General features: G+C 71.1%; 15 protein-coding genes. 7 read left to right on the top strand and 8 right to left on the bottom strand.

The annotated features are described in order from the left end of the window. Positions 1–23: 23 nt before the first annotated feature. The 4 genes from ABZ642_RS04920 to ABZ642_RS04905 are packed head-to-tail and all read right to left on the bottom strand — an operon-like array spanning position 24 to position 4,582. On the bottom strand, positions 24–659 hold the full coding sequence (locus ABZ642_RS04920) for an ATP/GTP-binding protein (RefSeq protein ID WP_360477139.1): 636 nt from the start codon (positions 657–659) through the stop codon (positions 24–26). Then, positions 640–1,062, bottom strand: coding sequence for a DUF742 domain-containing protein (locus ABZ642_RS04915; protein ID WP_217561068.1), 423 nt, complete (start codon positions 1,060–1,062; stop codon positions 640–642). Before ABZ642_RS04915 ends, ABZ642_RS04920 begins: the two co-directional genes overlap by 20 nt. Continuing rightward, positions 1,059–1,562: a roadblock/LC7 domain-containing protein gene (locus ABZ642_RS04910; RefSeq protein WP_360477135.1), complete on the bottom strand. Its 504-nt coding sequence runs from the start codon at positions 1,560–1,562 to the stop codon at positions 1,059–1,061. Before ABZ642_RS04910 ends, ABZ642_RS04915 begins: the two co-directional genes overlap by 4 nt. Further along, positions 1,559–4,582, bottom strand: coding sequence for a nitrate- and nitrite sensing domain-containing protein (locus ABZ642_RS04905; RefSeq protein ID WP_360477132.1), 3,024 nt, complete (start codon positions 4,580–4,582; stop codon positions 1,559–1,561). The genes ABZ642_RS04910 and ABZ642_RS04905 overlap by 4 nt, the downstream gene beginning before the upstream one ends. Positions 4,583–4,990: 408 nt before the next feature. On the opposite strand from ABZ642_RS04905, the gene ABZ642_RS04900 reads away from it, so the two are divergent. After that, positions 4,991–5,779 (top strand): hypothetical protein, encoded by a 789-nt coding sequence (locus ABZ642_RS04900; RefSeq protein ID WP_360477129.1) that lies wholly within the window; start codon positions 4,991–4,993, stop codon positions 5,777–5,779. Between the two features lie 50 nt (positions 5,780–5,829). Here ABZ642_RS04900 and ABZ642_RS04895 read toward each other — a convergent pair whose 3' ends face one another. Next, on the bottom strand, positions 5,830–6,321 hold the full coding sequence (locus ABZ642_RS04895) for a MarR family transcriptional regulator (protein WP_360477126.1): 492 nt from the start codon (positions 6,319–6,321) through the stop codon (positions 5,830–5,832). A gap of 276 nt (positions 6,322–6,597) precedes the next feature. On the opposite strand from ABZ642_RS04895, the gene ABZ642_RS04890 reads away from it, so the two are divergent. Further along, entirely contained in the window at positions 6,598–7,404 is an 807-nt protein-coding gene (locus ABZ642_RS04890; RefSeq protein WP_360477123.1) for a lysozyme, read from the top strand. A gap of 67 nt (positions 7,405–7,471) precedes the next feature. On the opposite strand, the gene lon is transcribed toward ABZ642_RS04890, so the two are convergent. Beyond that, entirely contained in the window at positions 7,472–9,892 is a 2,421-nt protein-coding gene (lon, locus tag ABZ642_RS04885; RefSeq protein WP_360477120.1) for an endopeptidase La, read from the bottom strand. 170 nt (positions 9,893–10,062) lie between these two features. Between lon and ABZ642_RS04880 the strand changes: the two genes are divergently transcribed. Continuing rightward, the gene (locus tag ABZ642_RS04880) at positions 10,063–10,866 is read left to right on the top strand and encodes a GNAT family N-acetyltransferase (protein ID WP_360477117.1); all 804 of its coding nucleotides are present in this window, start codon (positions 10,063–10,065) and stop codon (positions 10,864–10,866) included. 135 nt (positions 10,867–11,001) lie between these two features. Here the strand turns inward: ABZ642_RS04880 and ABZ642_RS04875 are convergent, their stop codons facing one another. Next, a complete protein-coding gene (locus ABZ642_RS04875) occupies positions 11,002–11,835 on the bottom strand; it encodes a rhomboid-like protein (RefSeq protein WP_360477114.1) in 834 nt (277 codons plus the stop codon). 257 nt (positions 11,836–12,092) lie between these two features. Between ABZ642_RS04875 and ABZ642_RS04870 the strand changes: the two genes are divergently transcribed. From ABZ642_RS04870 to ABZ642_RS04855, 4 genes are all read left to right on the top strand, one after another. Then, on the top strand, positions 12,093–12,791 hold the full coding sequence (locus tag ABZ642_RS04870) for a spermidine synthase (protein WP_360477111.1): 699 nt from the start codon (positions 12,093–12,095) through the stop codon (positions 12,789–12,791). Between the two features lie 110 nt (positions 12,792–12,901). Then, positions 12,902–13,642 carry a response regulator transcription factor gene (locus tag ABZ642_RS04865; protein ID WP_351747300.1) on the top strand — a complete coding sequence of 247 codons (741 nt, stop codon included), beginning with the start codon at positions 12,902–12,904 and terminating at the stop codon, positions 13,640–13,642. Then, complete coding sequence (locus ABZ642_RS04860) at positions 13,639–14,730, top strand: HAMP domain-containing sensor histidine kinase (RefSeq protein ID WP_360477107.1); 1,092 nt, start codon at positions 13,639–13,641, stop codon at positions 14,728–14,730. The genes ABZ642_RS04865 and ABZ642_RS04860 overlap by 4 nt, the downstream gene beginning before the upstream one ends. A 340-nt stretch (positions 14,731–15,070) precedes the next feature. Continuing rightward, a complete protein-coding gene (locus ABZ642_RS04855; RefSeq protein ID WP_360477104.1) occupies positions 15,071–18,913 on the top strand; it encodes a multifunctional oxoglutarate decarboxylase/oxoglutarate dehydrogenase thiamine pyrophosphate-binding subunit/dihydrolipoyllysine-residue succinyltransferase subunit in 3,843 nt (1,280 codons plus the stop codon). Positions 18,914–18,993: 80 nt separating this feature from the next. Here the strand turns inward: ABZ642_RS04855 and fxsT are convergent, their stop codons facing one another. After that, positions 18,994–22,011 carry an FxSxx-COOH system tetratricopeptide repeat protein gene (gene fxsT / locus ABZ642_RS04850; RefSeq protein WP_360477101.1) on the bottom strand — a complete coding sequence of 1,006 codons (3,018 nt, stop codon included), beginning with the start codon at positions 22,009–22,011 and terminating at the stop codon, positions 18,994–18,996. Between the last annotated feature and the right edge of the window lie 381 nt (positions 22,012–22,392).

Below are 22,392 nucleotides of genomic sequence, written 5' to 3'. Positions count from 1 at the left end.
GCTACTCGAGGGCTACTCGGGGGCTACTCGGGGGTTTCGTCCAGCGCGTGGGCGACCAGGGACAACAGCGTCTCGATCACCGGGACACGACGGCGGGCGTCCATGATCATTACAGGTATGCGCGGCGGGATCGTCAATGCCTCCCGCACGTCCTCGGGTTCGAAGCGCTCGCTGCCGTCGAAGTGGTTGACCGCGACGACGTACGGCAGCCCGCAGCTCTCGAAGTAGTCCAGCGCCGGGAAGCAGTCCTTCAGGCGCCGGGTGTCCGCGAGCACGACGGCCCCGATCGCGCCCCGCACCAGGTCGTCCCACATGAACCAGAACCGCTGCTGGCCCGGCGTGCCGAACAGGTAGAGCACCAGGTCGTCGTCGAGGGTGATGCGGCCGAAGTCCATGGCCACCGTGGTGGTGAGCTTGCCGGGCGTGGCGGTGAGGTCGTCGGTCTCCTCGCTCGCCTCGGTCATCAGCGCCTCGGTCTGCAGAGGCGTGATCTCCGAGACGGCGGTGACCAGCGTGGTCTTGCCGACACCGAAACCGCCCGCCACGACTATCTTCGTGGCGACGGGAGCCCGGCCGCGGTCCGTCTGCCAGGACCGCACTTGCTCCTCCCCGTCGAGGAGCGGGGCGACGCCGGAGGCGTCAGAGACGGCGTAGTCCACTCAGCACCCTTTCCAGCAGAGCGCGGTCCGGGCGGCCCGCGCCGTGACCGGTCCCCGTTCCGTACACACGGATCTTTCCCTGGTCCGCGAGGTCACTGAGCAGGACCCGGACCACACCGAGCGGCATCTTCAGCAGCGCGGCGATCTCTGCCACCGTGCGCATCCGGCGGCACAGTTCGACGATGGCCCGCATCTCCGGCATCACCCGGGTGTTGAGGGAACCATTCGTCAGTTCCTTGCGCTCCTCCGGAGCCTCCAGCGCGGCCACGAACGTCTCCACGAGGAGGACGTGACCGAAGCGGGTACGGCCGCCGGTGAGCGAGTAGGGGCGGACGCGGGCGGGTTTGCGGTCGCCGCCGCGCACCGGGAGGTTCTGCCTGCGGTTCTTCGGCGCGTTGCTCACTGGCCGCTCCTCGTCGCGTCTGCCTCCAGGGATTTCCTCAGTTCGCTGCGGAGCTCGGGGGTCAGGACGTGACCGGCGCGGCCGACGAACAGCGCCATGTGGTACGCCACGACACTCATGTCGCACTCCGCGGAGCCGTGTACACCGAGCAGCGAGCCGTCGCTGATCGACATCACGAAGAGGCTGCCCTCGTCCATCGCGACCATCGTGTGCTTGACCCCGCCGAAGTCCATCAGCCGGGCGGCGCCGACGGTCAGGCTGCCGATGCCGGAGACGATGGTGGCGAGGTCGGCGGCGGAGCCGCGCGGGCCGGCGCGGGTGGCCGTGCGGGCCTCCCGGGCCTCCTCGTTGCGGCCGGGGTCCGAAGAGAGCAGGAGCAGGCCGTCCGAGGAGACCACGGCGACCGACTGGATGCCGGACACCTCCTCCACGAGGTTGCTCAGCAGCCAGTGCAGGTTACGGGCCTCACTGCTCAGTCCGAAGGTACTGGGCGCGGTCAACTGCTTGCCTCCTCGACTGTGCCCCCCGTGGCTTCACCGGATGCGGCTGATCCGGGTACCGCTGATGTGGTGCTCGGCACCTGGTTCTGACCGGTCTGCTCGGCGATCTCCGCCGCGACGTCACGGCGGCCGGCGTCGGCGCCGCTGCGGAAGCCGCCGAGCCTGCGGCGCAGGGCGTCGGCGTCGACGCCGGTGCCGCGCTGGCGGGGGGCCGGGGCTTGGGCGGTGATCTTGGGGGTGCGCTTGGGGAGGCCCTTGCTGGTGACCGGGTCCCCGTCGTCGACGCCGTCGTCCCCGACGGCACCGCCCGTGTGGGCCTCGCCGAAGCCGCCGTTGCCACCCGCACCGTCCGTGCGGCTTTCGTGGCCGACCGCGGGTGACCCCAGCGGGGCCCGCTCACCGTCGGCGGCTGCGGACCGCGGCCGTGTGAACCCCTCGGCGTCAGCGGGGTGCGCCTGCTCTGCGGCGGCGGCAGCGGGGTACGTCCGGTCCCCGGCGCCGGCGGCGGGGTACGCCTGCTCGGCAGGGGCGGCGGGGTACGTCCGATCCCCGGCGCCAACGGCGGGGTACGCCTGCTCGGCAGGGGCGGCGGGGTACGCCTGCTCCTCGGTGGTGGCTCGGGGCGGCTGTCCGGGTGTCGCGGTCGGTGGCTCCGTGGGGTCCGAGACCAGGAGTTCCATCGTCGTCTCGGCGAAGGTCTCCGCCGGTGCCTTCGGGCGGGCCGTCGGTTCGGGGGCGGTCGCCCTCGGCACGGCCGCCTGTTCGTGGGCGGGCTGTTCGTCCGCCTTCCGTACGGCCTGCTCGGCCAGCGTGACCAGGGGGTCGCCGGACTTCGAGCGGCCGTGGAGGACGTTGGAGTTGACCTCCGCGTCCGCGCCGGGGAGGGAGAAGCCGTGGGTGCCCCCGGCGGCCGTGGCGGCCGAGGGGACCGCAGTCGCGGGGGCCGCGGCCAGCAGGGTCTGGGGCAGGACCACGACCACCGCCACCCCGCCCTGCTTCTGCTCGCGCAGCTGCACCCGGACACCGTGCCGGTGGGCCAGGCGGGCCACGACGTACAGACCGAGGCCGAGACCGGCCTCGCCCTCCTGGTCGTACGGCGCCTCGGGGTCGAAGTCGGCGAGACGGCCGTTGAGGCGGACCATGCGGTCGGCGGTCATACCGATGCCCTCGTCCTGCACGGAGAGCATGACCTCGCCGCTCTCCAGCAGCCAGCCGGAGATCTCCACGGGCACGTCGGGCGGCGAGAACGAGGTGGCGTTCTCCATGAGTTCGGCGAGCAGGTGGCTGAGGTCGTCGGCGGCGAAGCCGGCCACGTGCGCGTGCGGGGGCAGGGCCGAGATACGGACCCGCTCGTAGCGCTCGATCTCGCTGACCGCCGCCCGGACGACGTCCACCAGCGGGATCGGGCCCGCGTGCTGCTGGACGTGCTCGGTGCCGGCCAGGACCAGGAGGTTCTCGCTGTGCCGGCGCATGACCGTGGCGAAGTGGTCGAGCTTGAAGAGGGTGGCCAGGCGGTCCGGGTCCTGCTCGCGCTCCTCCAGGCCCTCGATGACGGCGAGCTGCCGCTCGACGAGGCCGAGGGTGCGCAGCGCGAGGTTGACGAAGGTGCCGCCGATGCTGGTGCGCAGCCGCTCCAGCTGATCGCCGGCGTCGGTCAGTTCGGCGCGCAGTTCCTCGCGGGCGTCGGCCATCTTCTGCCGCTGGCCGACCAGGTGCTTGCGGTCGGTCTCCAGGGTGGCGATGCGGTCGTACAGCTCGGCGGCGTGTGCGTGCAGGGCGTTGACCGAGCGGACGACCTGGGCGAACTCGTCGTTGCGGCCCGTGAACGTGATCGGTTCCGCGGTGCGCGGGTCCTCGGCCTCGGCCAGCCGCGCCGAGCCCCGGCGGAGCACCGAGAGGGGGCGGGTGAGGGTGCGGGCCATGGCCGTGGCGATGCCGACCGCCACCAGCATCAGGGCGCCCAGCGCCGCGACCCGGATCTCCAGCGCGGTGACGTCGTCGTCGCGGAGCCCCGCGAGGTCCTTGGTGCGGTGGTCGTAGAGGGCGGACTCGGCGCCCCGCATCAGGTCGACCCGGGCGGACAGCGCCGCGTCCAGCTTCTTGGTGCCGGTGGCGAGGTCGCCGTCGGAGAGGGTCGGCTGGTCGGTGAGGGCGGCCAGGTACTTGTCGGCGTCGTTGACGTCGTTGCCGGTGACCGTGGAGTCGTACGACTCGACCGCCGCCTCGGGCGCGGTGTCGCGGAAGTCGGCGAGGGCCGCGTCGGCGCGCAGCCTGGCCTGCTGGGCGGCGGCGGTGAGCGCGTCGCGCTGCTTGCGGTCGGCGTCGGAGGTGGTGGTGCTCGTGGTGGGCAGACCGGTGAGCGGGTCGATGGTGGTCCGGGTGGTGCTGGGGATGTCCAGGGCGGCGAGGAGGAGACCCCGGGCGGCCGCGGACTGCTGGACCGCGGAGTCCAGCTCGGCGAGCGCGTAGGCGCCGGAGCCGGCCCTCGGGGGTGTCTGCTCGGCCAGTTGCTCGGCGAGCCGGTGGAGCTCGGTGATGGTCCGGGAGTACGTCTCGTGCGCCTGCAGAGCCGTGCTCCGGCCGGTGAGCGCGGACCGGCGGACGGCCGCGATGCCGTCGAGGTCGGTGCGCAGCCAGCCCGGGATGTCGGTGTCCGCACGCAGGTCCTCGACCTGGCGGTCGACCCGGGCGCCGCGGTCCTGCGAGGGCGCCTTGGACTTGGGGCGGCCCGCGGCGACGTAGGAGGTGACCTCGTCGCGCTCGTCGGCGAGCGAGTTGGCCAGCGCCAGCGCGTCCTGGGTGCGCCCGGCGAGGGTCACCAGGTCCTGGGAGTCGCTCAGCTGACCGGAGGCGGTCAGCAGGGCGGGCGCGCCGGCCCCCGCGATCGCCGCGGCGACCACCGCCACGGCCACGATCAGCCGCGTGCGGACATGCTTGCGGCGGCCGGTGCCGACGGGAGCGGCGGCGCCCGTTTCGGAGGCCGTCTTCTTGCCTGTGCGCCGAGGCCGCGTCTTCTGCACCGGTGCTCGCATTCCTGAACTCGTGTACCCAAGGAGCCGGGTGGCACCCCGTCATAATCCCCGGCATTTCGGTGCCAAGTGGTGCGTGTACCCGGTACGTGCACCCGTTATGTAGGTCCCCGACCCTCCCAGCGCCGGTGGGCGGTGGTCTGGCATCACCTGACCCGCCACCCGAAGGAGTGAACATCGGAGGGGAGTTGGCGGGCAAGTTCCGGCGGGGTGTGCGGAGCCCTGTTCCGGCGGGCCGGTTGGACGCGGGCGACAGGCTTTGACAGGATTCGCCGCCACGCCTTCCCGGAGTGCTCCATTCCAGCCCAAAACAGGCGACTGACCTGCGAGACCGCGTGAATTCCCAGGCGGTTGCCAGCCTTTGGCGGAGATCGTGAAGGGGTCGTGCAGACTGGCCGGATGCGAACTGAACTCGTTTCGGAACCCGGCGCTCCCGACCGCCCCAACGAGGACTTCGCCGGTGTCGGACTTCCCGCCTCGGGGCAGGGGGGTTGTGTGATCGTCCTGGACGGGGTCACTCCGCCCGAGGACGGAACCGGCTGTCTGCATTCCGTCCCCTGGTTCACCGCGCGGCTCGGCGGCGCGCTGACCGAACTGACCGTTTCGGCAGGAGATCTGACGCTGCGGGAGATCCTCGCGCGGGCGATCCGGCGCACAGCCGACGCACATGGTGACACCTGTGACCTTTCTCACCCGCGCACGCCTCAGGCGACGGTCGTCCTGACCCGCTGGTCCGAGGAGACCCTGGAGTACCTCGTCCTGTCCGACTCCGCGCTGCTCCTGCGCTCCCCCGACGGCCGGGTCACCCCGGTCCTGGACGACCGGCTCGACCGCGTCCCCCGCTCCTCGCTGGCCTCGGACGCGATCGCCGACGCCACGGTCCGCAACAAGGAGGGGGGCTTCTTCACGGCCGCCGCCGACCCCTCGGTCGCGGCCCGTGCGGTGGCCGGGAGCGTGCCCCGGGACCGGGTCGGCGCGCTCGCCGCCCTCACGGACGGGGCGACCCGCTGGACGGAGAAGTTCCACGAGGGCGACTGGACGGCCCTCTTCGACGTCGTACGCAAAGAGGGCGCGCGGGCGCTGGTCGACCGGGTACGGGAGCTGGAGGCGTCCGACCGGGAGAAGCGGGCCTTCCTGCGGCGGAGCAAGACGCACGACGACGCGACGGCGGTGTACGTCGAGTTCTGAAGCCCCCGCGCGTTCCGAAGCCCCCCGACGAGCCCTGCGGCCGCCGGCGGCTACTTCTCCATCACGCCGTTCAGCTGGTGCAGCAGTCGGGCCAGTTCGGCGACCTCCGGGCGCGGCCAGTGGGCGAGCTGGCTGACGTAACGGCCGCGGCGGGCCTCGCGGACCGTGCCGACCCGGCGCCGGCCCTCGTCGGTGAGGGCGACCAGCCAGGCCCGTCCGTCGGCCGGGTCGGGCTCGCGGGCGATCAGCCCGAGCTCCTCCAGGGCCCGCAGCTGGCGGGACATGGTGGCCTTGCCGACGCCGATGTATGCGGCCAGTTCGGTGGCGCGCTGGCCGCCGCACTCGTCGAGCCGGACCAGCAGGCCGTAGGCGGCGGACTCCAGGTCGGGGTGGACCTCCCGGGCCATCTCCCCCTGGTTGGCCCGAGCGCGCCGCAGCAGCACCGTCAACTCGCGTTCCAGGGTCAGGAATTCCTGGTCCGCGCCACTTGGTGTCAACCCGGTGGCGGCGCGCTGTTCGTCGCCCTTGTCGTCCTCGTGCACGTCAGCACCCCTGATCGGTTTCGCAGTCCTGAAAGTTTCCGTCAAACCCCGTCATCGCCGCAGCTCGCCAAGTATTCCGCAGGCGTAGACCAACGGCAGCCTCCGGACCCCCTTCCCCGGCGTCTTCTACGTGCGTAGCGTCTCCATCAGGCAATCGATGGCATGCCCACGCCACCGGTTGGCGTCGCGCCGTGTGACCCCGCGTCGTGTCGCGCCTCTCGCGCCGACCGTCTCTGGCATATCTGGGACCCCCACCTCACCCCACGGAGGCACGTCATGCCCGTGCACAGACCCGCACCCACCGTCCTCACCGGACTGCTCGCGCTGCTGTTCGCGACGGTCTCCCTGCCCCCGGCCCACGCCGACACGGCGGCCCCCGCCCGCGGTTCGGCGTACATGGGCATGGGCGTCCTGGCCCACGACGGCCAGAGCGGTACGCCCAAGAGCGGCGACGCCACCCAGACCGAGGGCGTCGACGTCGCCGGCTACCAGGGCAACGTCGCCTGGTCGACCCTGCTGGGCAGCGGGGTCAAATGGGCGTACACCAAGGCGACCGAAGGCACGTACTACACGAACCCCTACTTCACCCAGCAGTACAACGGCTCCTACGACGTGGGCATGATCCGCGGCGCGTACCACTTCGCGACCCCGGACACCACGAGCGGCGCCGCCCAGGCCAACTACTTCGTCGACCACGGCGGCGGCTGGTCCAAGGACGGCCGGACCCTCCCCGGCGTCCTCGACATCGAGTGGAACCCGTACGGCGCCGCGTGCTACGGCAAGTCCGCGAGCGCGATGGTCGGCTGGATCACCGACTTCCTCAACACCTACAAGGCCCGCACCGGCCGGAACGCCGTGATCTACACGGCGACCAGCTGGTGGACCGACTGCACCGGCAACTACAGCGGCTTCGCCGCAGCCAACCCGCTGTGGGTCGCCCGGTACGCCTCGGACGTGGGCACCCTGCCGGCCGGCTGGTCGTACTACACGGCGTGGCAGTACACGTCGTCCGGTCCGACCGTCGGAGACCACGACAAGTTCAACGGGGCCATTGACCGGGTGATCGCACTCGCCAACGGCTGACACCGCACGGCGCGAAGGCCCGGGCCTCCTCGCGGGGACCCGGGCCTTCTTCATCCGGCAGCGTCCGTCACGCCGCTACCGGAACCTCCGGCGTCGCGCCGTTCGTGGCGGGCGCAAGCGCCAGCTCCAGGACCTGTCGGACGTCGGTCACGGCGTGGACGTCGAGCTTGTCCAGCACCTCGGCCGGGACGTCGTCCAGGTCGGCTTCGTTGCGCTTCGGGATGATGACGGTCTTCACCCCGGCGCGCTGCGCGGCGAGCAGCTTCTGCTTCACGCCGCCGATGGGCAGCACCCGGCCGGTCAGCGAGACCTCACCGGTCATCGCCACGTCCGTGCGGACCAGCTGCCCGGACAGGAGGGACGCGAGGGCCGTCGTCATGGTGACGCCGGCGCTCGGGCCGTCCTTCGGGACCGCGCCCGCCGGGAAGTGGATGTGCACGCCCCGCTCCTTCAGGTCGCCGACCGGGAGTTCCAGTTCGGCGCCGTGCGAGCGGAGGAAGGACAGGGCGATCTGCGCGCTCTCCTTCATCACGTCACCCAGCTGACCGGTCAGGGTCAGACCCGCCGCGCCCGTCTCCGGGTCGGCCAGGGACGCCTCCACGAAGAGGACGTCGCCGCCCGCTCCGGTGACCGCGAGCCCGGTCGCCACACCCGGGACCGCCGTACGGCGCTCGGCCGGGTCCTGGGCGGACTCGGGCACGTGGTGCGGCCGGCCGATCAGGGCGCGCAGGTCCTCGTCCCTGATCGTGAACGGCAGCTCCCGCTCACCCAGTTCGTGCTGGGCCGCGACCTTGCGCAGCAGCCGGGCGATCGACCGCTCCAGGGTGCGGACGCCCGCCTCCCGGGTGTACTCGCCGGCGAGCTTGCGCAGCGCGCTCTCGTCGAGGATCACCTCGTCCTTGGCGAGCCCGGCCCGCTCCAGCTGGCGCGGGAGCAGGTGGTCACGGGCGATGACGACCTTCTCGTCCTCGGTGTAGCCGTCCAGGCGGACCAGCTCCATACGGTCGAGCAGGGCCTCCGGGATGGCCTCCAGGACGTTGGCGGTGGCCAGGAAGACGACGTCGGACAGGTCGAGTTCGACTTCCAGGTAGTGGTCGCGGAAGGTGTGGTTCTGCGCCGGGTCGAGGACTTCGAGCAGAGCGGCCGCCGGGTCGCCCCGGAAGTCGGACCCCACCTTGTCGATCTCGTCGAGCAGGACGACCGGGTTCATCGAACCGGCCTCCTTGACGGCCCGCACGATCCGGCCGGGCAGCGCACCGACGTACGTACGCCGGTGACCGCGGATCTCGGCCTCGTCCCGGACACCGCCGAGGGCGACCCGGACGAACTTCCGCCCCATGGCGTGGGCGACGGACTCACCGAGCGAGGTCTTGCCGACACCGGGCGGCCCGACCAGCGCCAGCACGGCACCGCCACGGCGGCCGCCGATCACCCCGAGCCCCCGGTCGCTGCGGCGCTTGCGCACCGCCAGGTACTCGGTGATCCGCTCCTTCACGTCCTCCAGGCCGGCGTGCTCGGCGTCCAGGACCGCCTTGGCGCCCTGGATGTCGTACTCGTCCTCGGTGCGCTCGTTCCACGGCAGTTCCAGCACCGTGTCCAGCCAGGTGCGGATCCACGAGCCCTCGGGCGACTGGTCGCTGGACCGCTCCAGCTTGTCGACCTCCTTGAGGGCCGCCTCGCGGACCTTCTCCGGCAGGTCGGCGGCCTCCACGCGGGCGCGGTAGTCGTCGGACTCCTCGCCGTCCTTCGCGGAGTCGCCGTTCAGCTCGCGCAGTTCCTTGCGGACGGCTTCGAGCTGGCGGCGGAGCAGGAACTCGCGCTGCTGCTTGTCGACACCCTCCTGGACGTCCTTGGCGATCGTCTCGGCCACGTCCTGCTCGGCGAGGTGGTCGCGGAGCTGCTGGGTGGCGAGCTTGAGACGGGCGACCGGGTCGACGGTCTCCAGCAGCTCGACCTTCTGCTCGGTGGTCAGGAAGGGCGAGTAACCGGAGTTGTCGGCGAGCTGGGACACCTCGTCGATGGCCTGCACCCGGTCCACGACCTGCCAGGCGCCGCGCTTGCGCAGCCAGGCGGTGGCGAGGGCCTTGTACTCCTTGACCAGTTCGGTGACATGACCGGGCACCGGTTCCGGGACGTTCTCCTCGACACGGGTGCCCTCCACCCACAGGGCGGCACCCGGGCCGGTGGTGCCGGCGCCGATGCGGACGCGGTAACGGCCGCGGATCAGCGCGCCGGGGTCACCGTCGGCCAGCCGGCCGACCTGCTCCACGGTGCCGAGCACACCGGTGCTCGGGTAGGTCCCGTCGATACGCGGCACCAGCAGCACCTTGGGCTTGCCGGGCTCGGTACGGGCGGCGGCCTGGGCGGCCTCCACGGCCGCACGTACATCGGGGTCCTTGAGGTCCAGCGGGACCACCATCCCGGGCAGCACGACCTCGCCGTCGAGGGGCAGCACAGGGAGGGTGAGTGATGCGGACGTCGAAGCCATGATCTCCCCTTCGGCATTGAACTTGAGTTATGCCGACTCAATGCATGTGAGCCATTGAATGTTCCCGGGGGTGCGTTCGCTCTGAGCGATCGGGTGGTGACCTCGCGGTATGGCACCTGTGAAGGAAAAACAGTGGACCGGCACGGGTGCATTCCCCCTACGGTCGGCCGATGACCGACACCGACACCGACGCGGCCCTGCTGGCCGCCTACGACGCCCAGATGCGCGCCGTCCAGCCCGCCCCCGCGCCCGGGATCACCTACCACCACGACGGCCCCGTGCTCCGGGTCGTGGGCCAGCACCGCGGCTTCGTGACCGGGCCGCGCGACTGGGGCGGTGTGCGCGGCCCCGAGCTGGACGCGCTGATCGCCCGGCAACGGGACTTCTTCGCGGCCCGCGGGGAGGCGGTGGAATGGAAGACGCGCGGGCACGACGACCCGGCGGACCTCCCCGGCCGGCTGCGCGCGGCGGGCTTCGTGCCCGAGCCGCGGGAGACGGTCGTGATCGCCCTGGTCGAGGACCTGGCCGTACGGTCCCCGGCGCTTCCCCCTGAGGTGGCCCTGCGCCGGGTCACCGCCGACGCGGACCTGGACCGCATCGCCGCGCTGGAGACGGTGGTGTGGGGCGAGGACATGGCGTGGATCGCCGGCTACCTGAGGGGCCGGCTCACGGTCGCACCCGACGACAACGAGGTGTACGTGGCCGAGGCGGCCGGGGAGGTCGTGTCGGCGGCCTGGGTGACCTTCCGGCCCGGCACGGACTTCGCCATGCTGCTGGGCGGCTCCACGCTCGCCGAGTGGCGGGGCAAGGGCATCTACCGCGCGCTGGTGGCCCTGCGGGCGGCCCGGGCGGCCGCCCGGAACGCGCCCTACCTCCTCGTGGAGGCCTCGGCCGACAGCGCCCCGATCCTGAAGCGGCTGGGCTTCAGGGCGGTGACGACCACGACCCCGTACGTCTGGACCCCGGCGCACTGACGCGGTCCACGGAGTACTGCCGCCCCGTCCCCACGGAAGCCGGCCGACGCCGGATCCCATGGCCCGGCAGCGGCTCCGGGAATCCCGGAGTCGGCCAGGGGGCCCGCGGCGCCGCGCCGGGACCGCGCCCCTGCGTCACGGAGCGGTCGTGGTCGTACCGCTCGCGCCCGCCCGGGCCTGTTCCCGGTACCAGCGCCGGACCACCGGCCAGAGAGTCGTCCCGATGCCCAGTGAGATCAGATGGCCCCAGTTGGTCATCGGGTCCTCGAAGGCGATGAGGTCGGTGACGAGGCTGTAGCCGACCACTGCGAGCAGGGGCCAGCGCAGCCAGGGGGTGAGCAGGCCGGAGAGGGCGCCGATGCTGGCGGCCACGCCGAAGCTGATGCCGTAGTCGAGGCGGTGCAGGGAACTGTCGGGGAGGTGGCCGACCAGGACCGCGAGGCCGACCGGGACCTCGGTGGCGAGGGTGGCCAGGACATGGCCCGTCAGGAAGACGAGGATCGTCCGGGCGCCCCCTATCCGCCGCTCCAGCGCGGTCAGGACCAGCACGAAGGCGAGGGCGTACGGGGAGAGGAGACCGCCGGCGACCCACAGCGCACTGGCCAGCAGGACGAAGACGGGGGTGCGCAGGAGGTGGGCGACGTCGGTGCTGGAGTCCTGGTAGACGGCGTGCAGCAGGCCGGGGCCGGCGTAGACGGCGAAGAGCGAGGTCAGGGCCAGGACCGCCGTGTAGGCGAAGGTGACCGGGGCGCCGGTGGGGGTGGGGAGAAGGCGCCAGGGCCGCACCCGGAGGGCGGGACGGGAAGCCCTCGGGGCGGGGAGCGCACCCCAGCCGCGCTGGCGGGGCACACCGTCCAGCAGGACGGCCACCTCCGCCGCGGGGAACGGCCCCGCCGCCAGAGCCCCCGGCGAAGTCGCCGGAACGAGCTCCGGGGTGGGCGTCGTTGCGGCCCCAACGGTCCGTTCCACGGTGAGGCGCTCCTTCCGTTTCACCTCACCAGCCTTCGCCGTCCCTCGAGTCGCTGTCTATGACCGAGGCCACGCGGGGAGCGATTCACAGGATTTTCTGAAGAACCGTGAGGGGTAGGGAGGAACCATATGAGTCACCGGCGGCCCCCGACGGGCGCGAAGCGCCGGGCGGCCCCTCGAACGAGTGACCCCCGGGAGCCCGTCCGACGCCCCTAATTCGCGTGGCCGCAACGCCCTGTTGGGGCAGGATGGCCGACATGGCGAACATCATGGGCACGATGGCCGTGGACGACGGTCCTCCCGCGGTCCTGGACCGGCGTGAGGGGCCGTACGGCGAGGTGGTCCTGCGCAGACACGGCGGGCTGCTGCAGATCATCGCCAACGGCTGCTTCCTGATGGACACCTCCGACGGCCGCTCGGAGCGGCTGCTCGTGGACGCCGCCCGGGACGCCCTGGAGCAACGGGCGGAGCCGGCCGTGCTGATCGGCGGGCTCGGCGTCGGGTTCTCGCTCGCGCACGCCGCACGGGACCCGCGCTGGGGGCGGATCACGGTCGTGGAGCGGGAGCCGGCCGTCGTCGACTGGCACCGGGACGGCCCGCTGTCGCCGCTGTCCGCGGACGCGTTCGCCGATCCGCGCACGGTGATCGTCGAGGACGATCTCGTCGCGTACGTCAATGAGACTTCCGACACATTCGACGCGCTGTGCCTGGACATCGACAATGGGCCCGGCTGGACCGTCGACAAGGACAACGAGGGCCTCTACTCACCGGCCGGACTCGCAAGCTGCGCAAGGGTGTTGAGGCCGGGCGGGGTACTCGCCGTATGGTCCGCGCAGCCCTCTGCCGAATTCGAGGAATCCTTGTGGAATGCCGGGTTCAAACAGGTGCGTACCGAAGAGATCCCGGTTGCCCGGGGCGTTCCGGACGTCGTTCACCTTGCCGTCCGCCCTGGATAGCGAGTGCGCCGCCTGTCCCCGTAATGTGCATCCCTGACGCGGATCATTCAAGCGTCAATCGCAGTCATGGGATCACCCCACTGGTTCCGGAAAGCACACAGGGGCGGGCGATGGAGCAGACACACACCTCCCACAACGGCACGGCGACGGCTACTCCGGGCGCCCAGCGCCGGGTTCTGGTCGTCGAGGACGACCCCACGATCGTCGACGCCATCGCGGCCCGCCTGCGCGCCGAGGGATTTCTCGTGCAAACCGCGGGCGACGGGCCGGCGGCCGTCGACACCGCCGAGGCCTGGCAGCCCGACCTGCTGATCCTCGACATCATGCTGCCCGGCTTCGACGGTCTGGAGGTCTGCCGTCGCGTGCAGGCCCAGCGGCCGGTGCCGGTGCTGATGCTCACCGCGCGCGACGACGAGACCGACATGCTGGTCGGCCTCGGGGTCGGCGCCGACGACTACATGACCAAGCCGTTCTCCATGCGGGAGCTGGCGGCCCGGGTGCACGTCCTGCTGCGCCGGGTGGAGCGGGCGGCCGTCGCGGCCTCCACCCCCCGGTCCGGCATCCTGCGCCTGGGCGAGCTGGAGATCGACCACGCGCAGCGCCGCGTGCGGGTGCGCAGCGAGGACGTGCACCTCACGCCGACCGAGTTCGACCTGCTGGTGTGCCTGGCCAACACCCCGCGCGCGGTGCTCTCCCGTGAGCAGCTGCTCGCCGAGGTGTGGGACTGGGCGGACGCCTCCGGCACCCGCACGGTCGACAGCCACATCAAGGCGCTCCGCCGGAAGATCGGCGCCGAACGGATCCGCACCGTGCACGGTGTGGGCTACGCGCTGGAGACACCGACGCCATGACCGCCGGGCCGGCCGGACCGAGAGGCCCCGGGGACGAGCCCTGGGGCACCGTGCGCCCGTTCTCGATCAAGACCAAGCTCGGCGCCCTGGTCGTCGTCTCGGTCCTGATCACCACGGGTCTGTCGATGATCGCGGTGCACACCAAGACGGAGCTCCGCTTCATCACGGTCTTCTCGATGATCGCCACTCTGCTGATAACGCAGTTCGTGGCCCATTCGCTCACCGCGCCGCTGGACGACATGAACGCGGTGGCCCGGTCCATCTCGCAGGGTGACTACACGCGCCGGGTGCGGGAGAACCGCCGGGACGAGCTGGGCGACCTGGCCGAGACGATCAACGTCATGGCCGACGAGCTGGAGGCCCAGGACCGCCAGCGCAAGGAGCTGGTGGCGAACGTCTCGCACGAGCTGCGCACGCCCATCGCGGGCCTGCGGGCCGTCCTGGAGAACGTCGTCGACGGGATCGCCGAGCCGGACACCGAGACCATGCGCACGGCCCTGAAGCAGACCGAGCGCCTCGGACGGCTGGTGGAGACCCTGCTGGACCTCTCCCGCCTGGACAACGGCGTCGTACCGCTGCGGCAGCGCCGCTTCGAGGTGTGGCCGTACCTCTCGGGCGTGCTCAAGGAGGCCAACATGGTCGCCGGGGCGCGCGGACTGGCCTCGAACTCCGGCAGTCACACCCGGACGGACGTCCATCTGCACCTGGACGTCTCCCCGCCGGAGCTGACCGCGCACGCCGACCCGGAGCGCATCCACCAGGTGGTGGCGAACCTCATCGACAACGCGGTCAAGCACAGCCCGCCGCACGGCCGGGTGACCCTGAAGGCCCGGCGCGGCCTGCAGCCGGAGTCGCTGGAGCTGGAGGTCCTGGACGAGGGCCCCGGCATTCCGCGCTCGGAGTGGCACCGCGTCTTCGAGCGCTTCAACCGGGGAGCCGTACGACGGCCGCACGGGCCCGGCAGCGACGGCGGTACGGGACTGGGGCTGGCGATCGCCCGGTGGGCGGTGGATCTGCACGGCGGCCGGATCGGCGTGGCCGAATCCGACCGGGGCTGCAGGATTATCGTCACCCTCCCGGGGCTTTGATCCGTGCCAAGTTGACGTAAAGTTCGATGCGGAGCCTCAAGATCCACCGGTGGTCCCGCGGACGACCGCGCAGTCGGACACGTGTGATCAGGTGCGGCCTCCGCGCACGTCGCGACGGGGGCCGGAGCGAGGTGATCACCGGCACGGCGGAGCCATGCCCGCTTCAGTCCTCTCACAGCGGAACCACGCTTGTTTCCCGCCATTTCAAGGCCCGAAACACAGTTTCCGATGTGACTTACACGACGATGAACCGGCCCGACCTGACCTTCGCGGTCTTGGAGGCGTAGCCTTTATTCCCGCTGTCCATCACCTTGTGAAGCGGAAGAGGGCGGTTGCCGCCGTGTCGCCACAGTCCCCCAGTAACTCGAGCATCTCCACCGACGCAGACCAAGCGGGCAAGAATCCCGCAGCCGCGTTCGGACCGAACGAGTGGCTCGTCGACGAGATCTATCAGCAGTACCTCCAGGACCCGAATTCGGTAGACCGAGCCTGGTGGGACTTCTTCGCCGACTACAAGCCGGGAGCGCCTGCCGCCTCGGCTCCGGCGGGTACCGCGGCCGCGGGGGCCGCGGGCACCACGACGCCCGCGCAACCGCAGGCTCAGCAGGCCGCGGCTCCGGCCGCGCCGGCACCCACCACGCCCGCGCCCGCCGCTCCGGCGCCCGCGGCGCCCGCCCCGGCTGCTCCGGCCGCCCCGGCCGCTCCCCAGGCCGCAGCGCCCGCTCCGGCGCCCGCGAAGCCCGCCGCCGCTCCGGCTCCGGCCGCCGCGAAGCCGGCCGCCGCCGCGAAGGCCGCGCCCGCCGCCGCTGCGCCCGAGGGGCCCGAGCTGGTCACCCTGCGTGGTCCCGCCGCGGCCGTCGCGAAGAACATGAACGCCTCGCTGGAGCTGCCGACGGCCACCTCGGTCCGCGCGGTCCCGGTGAAGCTGCTCTTCGACAACCGGATCGTCATCAACAACCACCTGAAGCGCGCCCGGGGCGGGAAGATCTCCTTCACGCACCTGATCGGCTTCGCGATGGTGCAGGCCATCAAGGCCATGCCGTCGATGAACTGGCACTACGCGGAGAAGGACGGGAAGCCCACCCTCGTCAAGCCCGCGCACGTCAACTTCGGCCTGGCCATCGACCTGGTGAAGCCCAACGGCGACCGCCAGCTCGTCGTGGCCGGCATCAAGAAGGCCGAGACGCTGAACTTCTTCGAGTTCTGGCAGGCCTACGAGGACATCGTCCGCCGCGCCCGCGACGGCAAGCTGACGATGGACGACTTCTCCGGTGTCACGGTCTCCCTGACCAACCCCGGCGGCCTCGGCACGGTCCACTCGGTGCCGCGTCTGATGCCCGGCCAGTCGGTCATCATGGGCGTCGGCTCCATGGACTACCCGGCGGAGTTCCAGGGCACCTCCCAGGACACCCTGAACAAGCTCGGCATCTCGAAGGTCATGACGCTCACGTCGACCTACGACCACCGGGTCATCCAGGGCGCCGCCTCCGGCGAGTTCCTGCGCGTCGTCGCCAACTACCTCCTCGGCGAGAACGGCTTCTACGACGACATCTTCGAGGCGCTGCGCATCCCCTACGAGCCGGTCCGCTGGCTCAAGGACATCGACGCCTCGCACGACGACGACGTCACCAAGGCCGCCCGCGTCTTCGAGCTGATCCACTCCTACCGGGTCCGCGGCCACGTCATGGCCGACACCGACCCGCTGGAGTACAAGCAGCGCAAGCACCCCGACCTGGACATCATCGAGCACGGCCTCACCCTGTGGGACCTGGAGCGCGACTTCGCCGTCGGCGGCTTCGCCGGCAAGTCGATGATGAAGCTGCGCGACATCCTCGGTGTGCTGCGCGACTCGTACTGCCGCACCACCGGCATCGAGTTCATGCACATCCAGGACCCCAAGCAGCGCAAGTGGATCCAGGACCGCGTGGAGCGCCCGCACTCCAAGATGGAGCGCGAGGAGCAGCTGCGGATCCTGCGCCGGCTGAACGCGGCGGAGGCCTTCGAGACCTTCCTGCAGACGAAGTACGTCGGCCAGAAGCGCTTCTCCCTGGAGGGCGGCGAGTCCGTCATCCCGCTGCTCGACGCGGTGCTGGACTCGGCCGCCGAGTCCCGCCTGGACGAGATCATCATCGGCATGGCCCACCGCGGCCGGCTGAACGTGCTCGCCAACATCGTCGGCAAGTCGTACGCGCAGATCTTCCGCGAGTTCGAGGGCAACCTCGACCCGAAGTCGATGCACGGCTCCGGCGACGTCAAGTACCACCTGGGCGCCAACGGCACCTTCACCGGCCTGGACGGCGAGCAGATCAAGGTCTCGCTGGCCGCCAACCCGTCCCACCTGGAGACGGTCGACCCGATCATCGAGGGCATCGCCCGCGCCAAGCAGGACGTCATCAACAAGGGCGGCACGGACTTCACGGTGCTGCCGGTGGCGATCCACGGCGACGCGGCCTTCGCGGGCCAGGGCGTGGTGGCCGAGACCCTGAACATGTCGCAGCTGCGGGGCTACCGCACCGGCGGCACGGTCCACGTCGTCATCAACAACCAGGTCGGCTTCACCGCGGCCCCCGAGTCCTCGCGCTCCTCCATGTACGCGACGGACGTGGCCCGCATGATCGAGGCCCCGATCTTCCACGTGAACGGCGACGACCCGGAGGCCGTGGTCCGCGTGGCCCGCCTGGCCTTCGAGTTCCGTCAGGCGTTCAACAAGGACGTGGTGATCGACCTCATCTGCTACCGCCGCCGCGGTCACAACGAGTCGGACAACCCGGCCTTCACCCAGCCGCTGATGTACGACCTGATCGACAAGAAGCGCTCGGTGCGCAAGCTCTACACCGAGTCCCTGATCGGTCGCGGCGACATCACCCTGGAGGAGGCCGAGCAGGCCCTGCAGGACTACCAGGGCCAGCTGGAGAAGGTCTTCACAGAGGTCCGCGAGGCCACCGCGCAGCCCGCCGCCGTGGACGTCCAGGAGCCGCTGGACGGCTTCCCGGTCGCCGTCCCGACGGCCATCTCCACGGAGGTCCTCAAGCGGATCGCCGAGTCCCAGGTCAACATCCCGGACTACTTCACCGTCCACCCGCGTCTGCTGCCGCAGCTGCAGCGCCGGGCGGCGATGATCGAGGACGGCACGATCGACTGGGGCATGGGCGAGACCCTCGCCATCGGCTCGCTGCTGATGGAGGGCACCCCGGTCCGGCTCTCCGGCCAGGACTCCCAGCGCGGCACCTTCGGCCAGCGCCACGCGGTCCTGATCGACCGCGAGACGGGCGCCGACTACACCCCGCTGCTGTACCTGTCCGAGGACCAGGCCCGCTACAACGTCTACAACTCGCTGCTCTCCGAGTACGCGGTGATGGGCTTCGAGTACGGCTACTCGCTCACCCGTCCGGACGCGCTGGTGATGTGGGAGGCCCAGTTCGGCGACTTCGCCAACGGCGCCCAGTCCGTCATCGACGAGTACATCTCGGCGGCCGAGCAGAAGTGGGGCCAGACCTCCGGCGTCACGCTGCTGCTCCCGCACGGCTACGAGGGCCAGGGCCCGGACCACTCCTCGGCCCGGATCGAGCGCTACCTCCAACTGTGCGCGCAGAACAACATGACGGTCGCGATGCCGACCCTCCCGTCGAACTACTTCCACCTCCTGCGGTGGCAGGTGCACAACCCGCACCACAAGCCGCTGGTCGTCTTCACCCCGAAGTCGATGCTGCGCCTCAAGGCGGCGGCCTCGAAGGCGGAGGAGTTCACGAGCGGGCAGTTCCGCCCGGTCATCGGTGACGCCTCGGTCGAGGCGAACGCGGTCCGCAAGGTCGTCTTCTGCACCGGCAAGGTCTACTACGACCTGGAGGCCGAGCGGCAGAAGCGCGGCGTCACGGACACGGCGATCATCCGTGTCGAGCGCCTGTACCCGCTGCCGGGTGCGGAGCTCCAGGCGGAGGTCAACAAGTACCCGAACGCCGAGAAGTACCTGTGGGCCCAGGAGGAGCCGGCGAACCAGGGTGCCTGGCCGTTCATCGCCCTCAACCTGATCGACCACCTGGACCTGGCGGTCGGCGCGGACGTCCCGGCCGGCGAACGCCTGCGCCGCATCTCCCGCCCGCACAGCTCCTCCCCGGCCGTCGGTTCCGCGAAGCGGCACCAGGCGGAGCAGGAGCAGCTGGTGCGCGAGGTGTTCGAGGCATAGGCCCGCGGATCCTCCGGATCATCACGCCGAAGGGCCCGGCCCCCGTCTGGGGGGCCGGGCCCTTCGGCGTGTGCGTCGCCTCAGCTGGCCTGGGGCTCGAAGTCCCAGTACGGGCGGTAGCGGGCACGGGCCGAGACGGTGTGGACGTGCTGCGTGCCCAGGGTCGCCTCCAGGTCGGCCAGGGCCTCCTGCTCGATCTTCTCCGCCTGCTGACGGGCGTGCAGCCCGCGCAGGTCGGCCGCGTGGGCGACCCGGGCGGAGAGGGTGAGCGGATGGGTGCGGCCGAGGGTCTCGGTGGCCCGGGCCACGGCGATCCGGCTCAGTTCGGCGGCGGCCTCCGGCTCGCCGATCAGGCTGCGCAGGGCGGAGGCGTTGATGGCGCAGCCGAGCGTGTAGGGGTGGTCCCCGCCCACGGCCGCGGCCATGTCGGCGAGCGCCTGCTCGATCAGTGCGTGGGCGTGGTCGCGTTCACCGACGTTGCGCAGGACCAGCGCCTGGTTGGCACGGGCACCGATGATGAACGGGTGCCCCTCCGGGAGCAGTTGCTCGTACCGGGCCAGGACGGACTCGCTGGTCTCGCGGGCCAGGTCGATGTCACCGTGTTCACGGTTGAAGCAGCTGTGGCTCATGGCGGCGGAGAGGGTCAGGAGATCCTGGTCGCCGAGTTTGCGCTGGAAACCCTCCAGTACGCTCGTGAGCAGGCTTCCGGCTGCCGCGCGGTCCCCGCCGCGCAGCAGACACAGGGCCAGGTTGTGCTCGGCGCGCAGGGTGTCCTGGTGGGTCACGCCCGCGACGATCCGGTACGCGCGCACGTTCCTGGACTGGATGGACTCGGCTTCGCCATAGCGGCCCAGCAGCCGGAGGCCGATCGCGAACGACACCTCGGAGAAGAGTGTCCACAGGTGGCGGTGGCTCAGCACCAGTCGGCGCTGTTCCAGGGTGCGCTGGTCGATGTCCAGGGCCTCCCGGTACCGGCCCGTCAGCCGCAGGGTGAAGCCCCAGTTGTTCAGTGCGTTGAGGGTGCGCGGGTCCTGCTCGCCGAGGAGTTCCCGGTAGGTGGGGTACAGGTGTTCGTCGAGGGCGAGGGCCTCGGCGTAACGGCCGAGGCCGCGTGCGTCGGCGGCCAGTCCGTTGAGTGCGCGCAGGTAGTCGAGATCGCGTTCGCCCCGCTCCTCCCGCAGCCGGTCCGCGGCCGCCCGTTCGATGGCCTCCGTCTCTTCCAGCCTTCCGTCCGCACGCAGCAGGTTGGCGTAGTGGAAGGTCACGTCCCAGACCCGCGGGTGCGACTCGCCGAGCAGCCCACGCCAGATGTCCAGGGCCCGCCGGCCGAGCTTCCAGCCCGCGGTGTACTCACCCGCGAAGTACATGTAGCGCAGGCAGTTGAGGACCAGGGTCTGCACCCTGCGGTCCGTGCTGTTGAGCACGTCGGCGTACTGCAGGTGCGGCACCAGGTCCGCGTAGGTCTCCCAGCATCGGGTGTCGGTCGGGCGGCCGGGGTCGGCCTCGGCCAGCGCCCGTCGTACCACGTCGATGAACTCCCGCCGGTCCTCCTCCGGCATGTCCCTGCCGACGGCTTGGTGCACCATCCTGTGCAGGTACACCGACTCACCGGGCGACAACGCCTCGTCCGCACCGTTCCCGTAGGACTCCAGACGGACCACGGAGTACTGGCGCAGCTGGTTGACCGCCCTGTTCCACAGGAGCGGGTCGTTCAGCAGCCCGGTCAGCTGTTCCGGCAGGTCGTCGTGCTGGGACGTCTCGCGCAGTATGCGGACGGGGATGAAGCCCGGGGCGAAGAACGTGCACAGGCGCAGCAGGTCGACGGACTCCGGGACCGTCTCCCGCAGTTTGTTCAGCAGGATCGACCACGCGGTCTGGAAGGCCACGGGGAAGTCCGCGGACACCCGCACCACGTCCTGGTCGACGCCGCCCTCCAGAAGCCGGATGTACTCCTCGACCGACAGGTGGGAGTCGTTCAGCCAGCCGGCCGTCTGGTCCAGCAGCAGGGGCAGATCCTCCAGGGACTCGGCGAGTTGGTCGGCCTCCTGCTCCGTCAGGCGGGGTGCACGGCGCCGGATGAAGGCGACCGACTCGTCACGGCCGTAGACGCCCACTTCGAGCAGTTTGCTGTTGTGCTCCCCCCACTCGGGGTTGCGCGAGGTGATGATCACATGGCCCGGGCCGGTCGGGACCAGGTCCCAGATCTGGTCCGGCTCGTCCGCGCCGTCCAGGATCAGCAGCCAGCGGGAGAAGGGGGTCCCCCGGCGCAGCGAGTCCCGGATCGCGCGGAGCCGCTCACCGTACTCGTCACCCGTCGACAGCCCGAGTTTCGGGGCGAGTTCGGCCAGCAGACGGCGGTAGGTGACCCGGCTCCCCGCGTTGACCCACCACACCACGTCGTACTCGGAACCGAAGCGGTAGACGTACTCGGCGGCCAGCTGGGTCTTGCCCGCCCCGGACATGCCGTGCAGCGTGACGACGCCGGCGCCCGGTTCGCTGCTCTGGAGCAGACGGTACGTCTCGTTCAGCACCGGCTCGCGGCCCGTGAAACGGGTGTTGCGGCGCGGCACACCGCCCCACACCTCGGGCATCTCGGCGGGGAAGCGGGGGCCCCAGGGACCGCGCAGGCTGCCGGCCGGCGGGTGGCCCTCGGCCGGCAGTTCCAGCCGGTCCAGCAACCGCCGTTCCGCCTCGTCGGGGCCCATGTTGGTCAGGTCGGCCGGTGCCAGTACGGCGATGGCGGAGGGGAGGGCGGTGCTGGTGATGGAGACGGCGGCGAACTTGGCGGGGTCCGGCACGACGACCTCGCGCAGTGCCGCGTTCCACTCCTCGTAGGTGCGGGGACCGAGCTGGAAGTAACGCTCGCTCACCACGATGAGGACCCGCCCCTCGGCGAGCGTGAGGCCGCGCAGGAGGTCCACCAGGCTCTCCTCCGCCGGGGAATCCCAGCGCACGTAGACGACCCGGACGCCACGCCGCTCCAGCCTGTCCCCGATCCACGCCGCCCAGGCCCGGTTGAACGAAGCGAAGCTGATCGTAATCGTCTGCCTCACGGCCCCCCTTTCGGTCGGCCTGGCCGGCGTACGGATCTCAGACATGCGACGGCCTCCACGCGTAGCCCTGGAATCCTGGAACCTGGGCCCGACTCGCCGTGCGGGGGCACCACGCCCGCGCCCGGTTCGGAGCTCCGGCACAGCTGGCGGACGTGATTCGGCAGCGGGTCACGATCCGTGAACCGGATGGTGCGACGACGCGCTCCACCCCACACGTCGGGTGTCACGGCCGGGACTCGTGCGAACCGGAGACATCGCTCGCCGGTGACGACCGGAACGCGGCCGTGGGAGACCCGCGCGGCACCCCGCGCCGTCGGCCCGCCCGGTGTACGGGCTTCGGACATGCAGTCGCCTCCCCCCGGATCATCGAAAATCGTAGGGCCTCCACGCAGTTCTCCGGTAGGTCACCGACGCGGTGACGACCGA

Origin of the sequence: Streptomyces sp. NPDC007157 (genome assembly GCF_040634235.1) — a bacterium.
Classification (GTDB): Bacteria; Actinomycetota; Actinomycetes; order Streptomycetales; family Streptomycetaceae; genus Streptomyces.
Note: the sequence above shows the minus strand (reverse complement) of the source record. Positions and strands in the feature narration are given on the sequence as shown.

Excerpts from the sequence above, each read along its gene's own strand:
- ABZ642_RS04860 (WP_360477107.1), top strand. The coding sequence starts at position 13,639 with ATGACCGCCGGGCCGGCCGGACCGAGAGGCCCCGGGGACGAGCCCTGG.
- ABZ642_RS04900 (WP_360477129.1), top strand. The coding sequence starts at position 4,991 with ATGCGAACTGAACTCGTTTCGGAACCCGGCGCTCCCGACCGCCCCAAC.
- lon (WP_360477120.1), bottom strand. The coding sequence starts at position 9,892 with ATGGCTTCGACGTCCGCATCACTCACCCTCCCTGTGCTGCCCCTCGAC.
- fxsT (WP_360477101.1), bottom strand. The coding sequence starts at position 22,011 with ATGTCTGAGATCCGTACGCCGGCCAGGCCGACCGAAAGGGGGGCCGTG.
- ABZ642_RS04870 (WP_360477111.1), top strand. The coding sequence starts at position 12,093 with ATGGCGAACATCATGGGCACGATGGCCGTGGACGACGGTCCTCCCGCG.
- ABZ642_RS04890 (WP_360477123.1), top strand. The coding sequence starts at position 6,598 with ATGCCCGTGCACAGACCCGCACCCACCGTCCTCACCGGACTGCTCGCG.
- ABZ642_RS04880 (WP_360477117.1), top strand. The coding sequence starts at position 10,063 with ATGACCGACACCGACACCGACGCGGCCCTGCTGGCCGCCTACGACGCC.
- ABZ642_RS04865 (WP_351747300.1), top strand. The coding sequence starts at position 12,902 with ATGGAGCAGACACACACCTCCCACAACGGCACGGCGACGGCTACTCCG.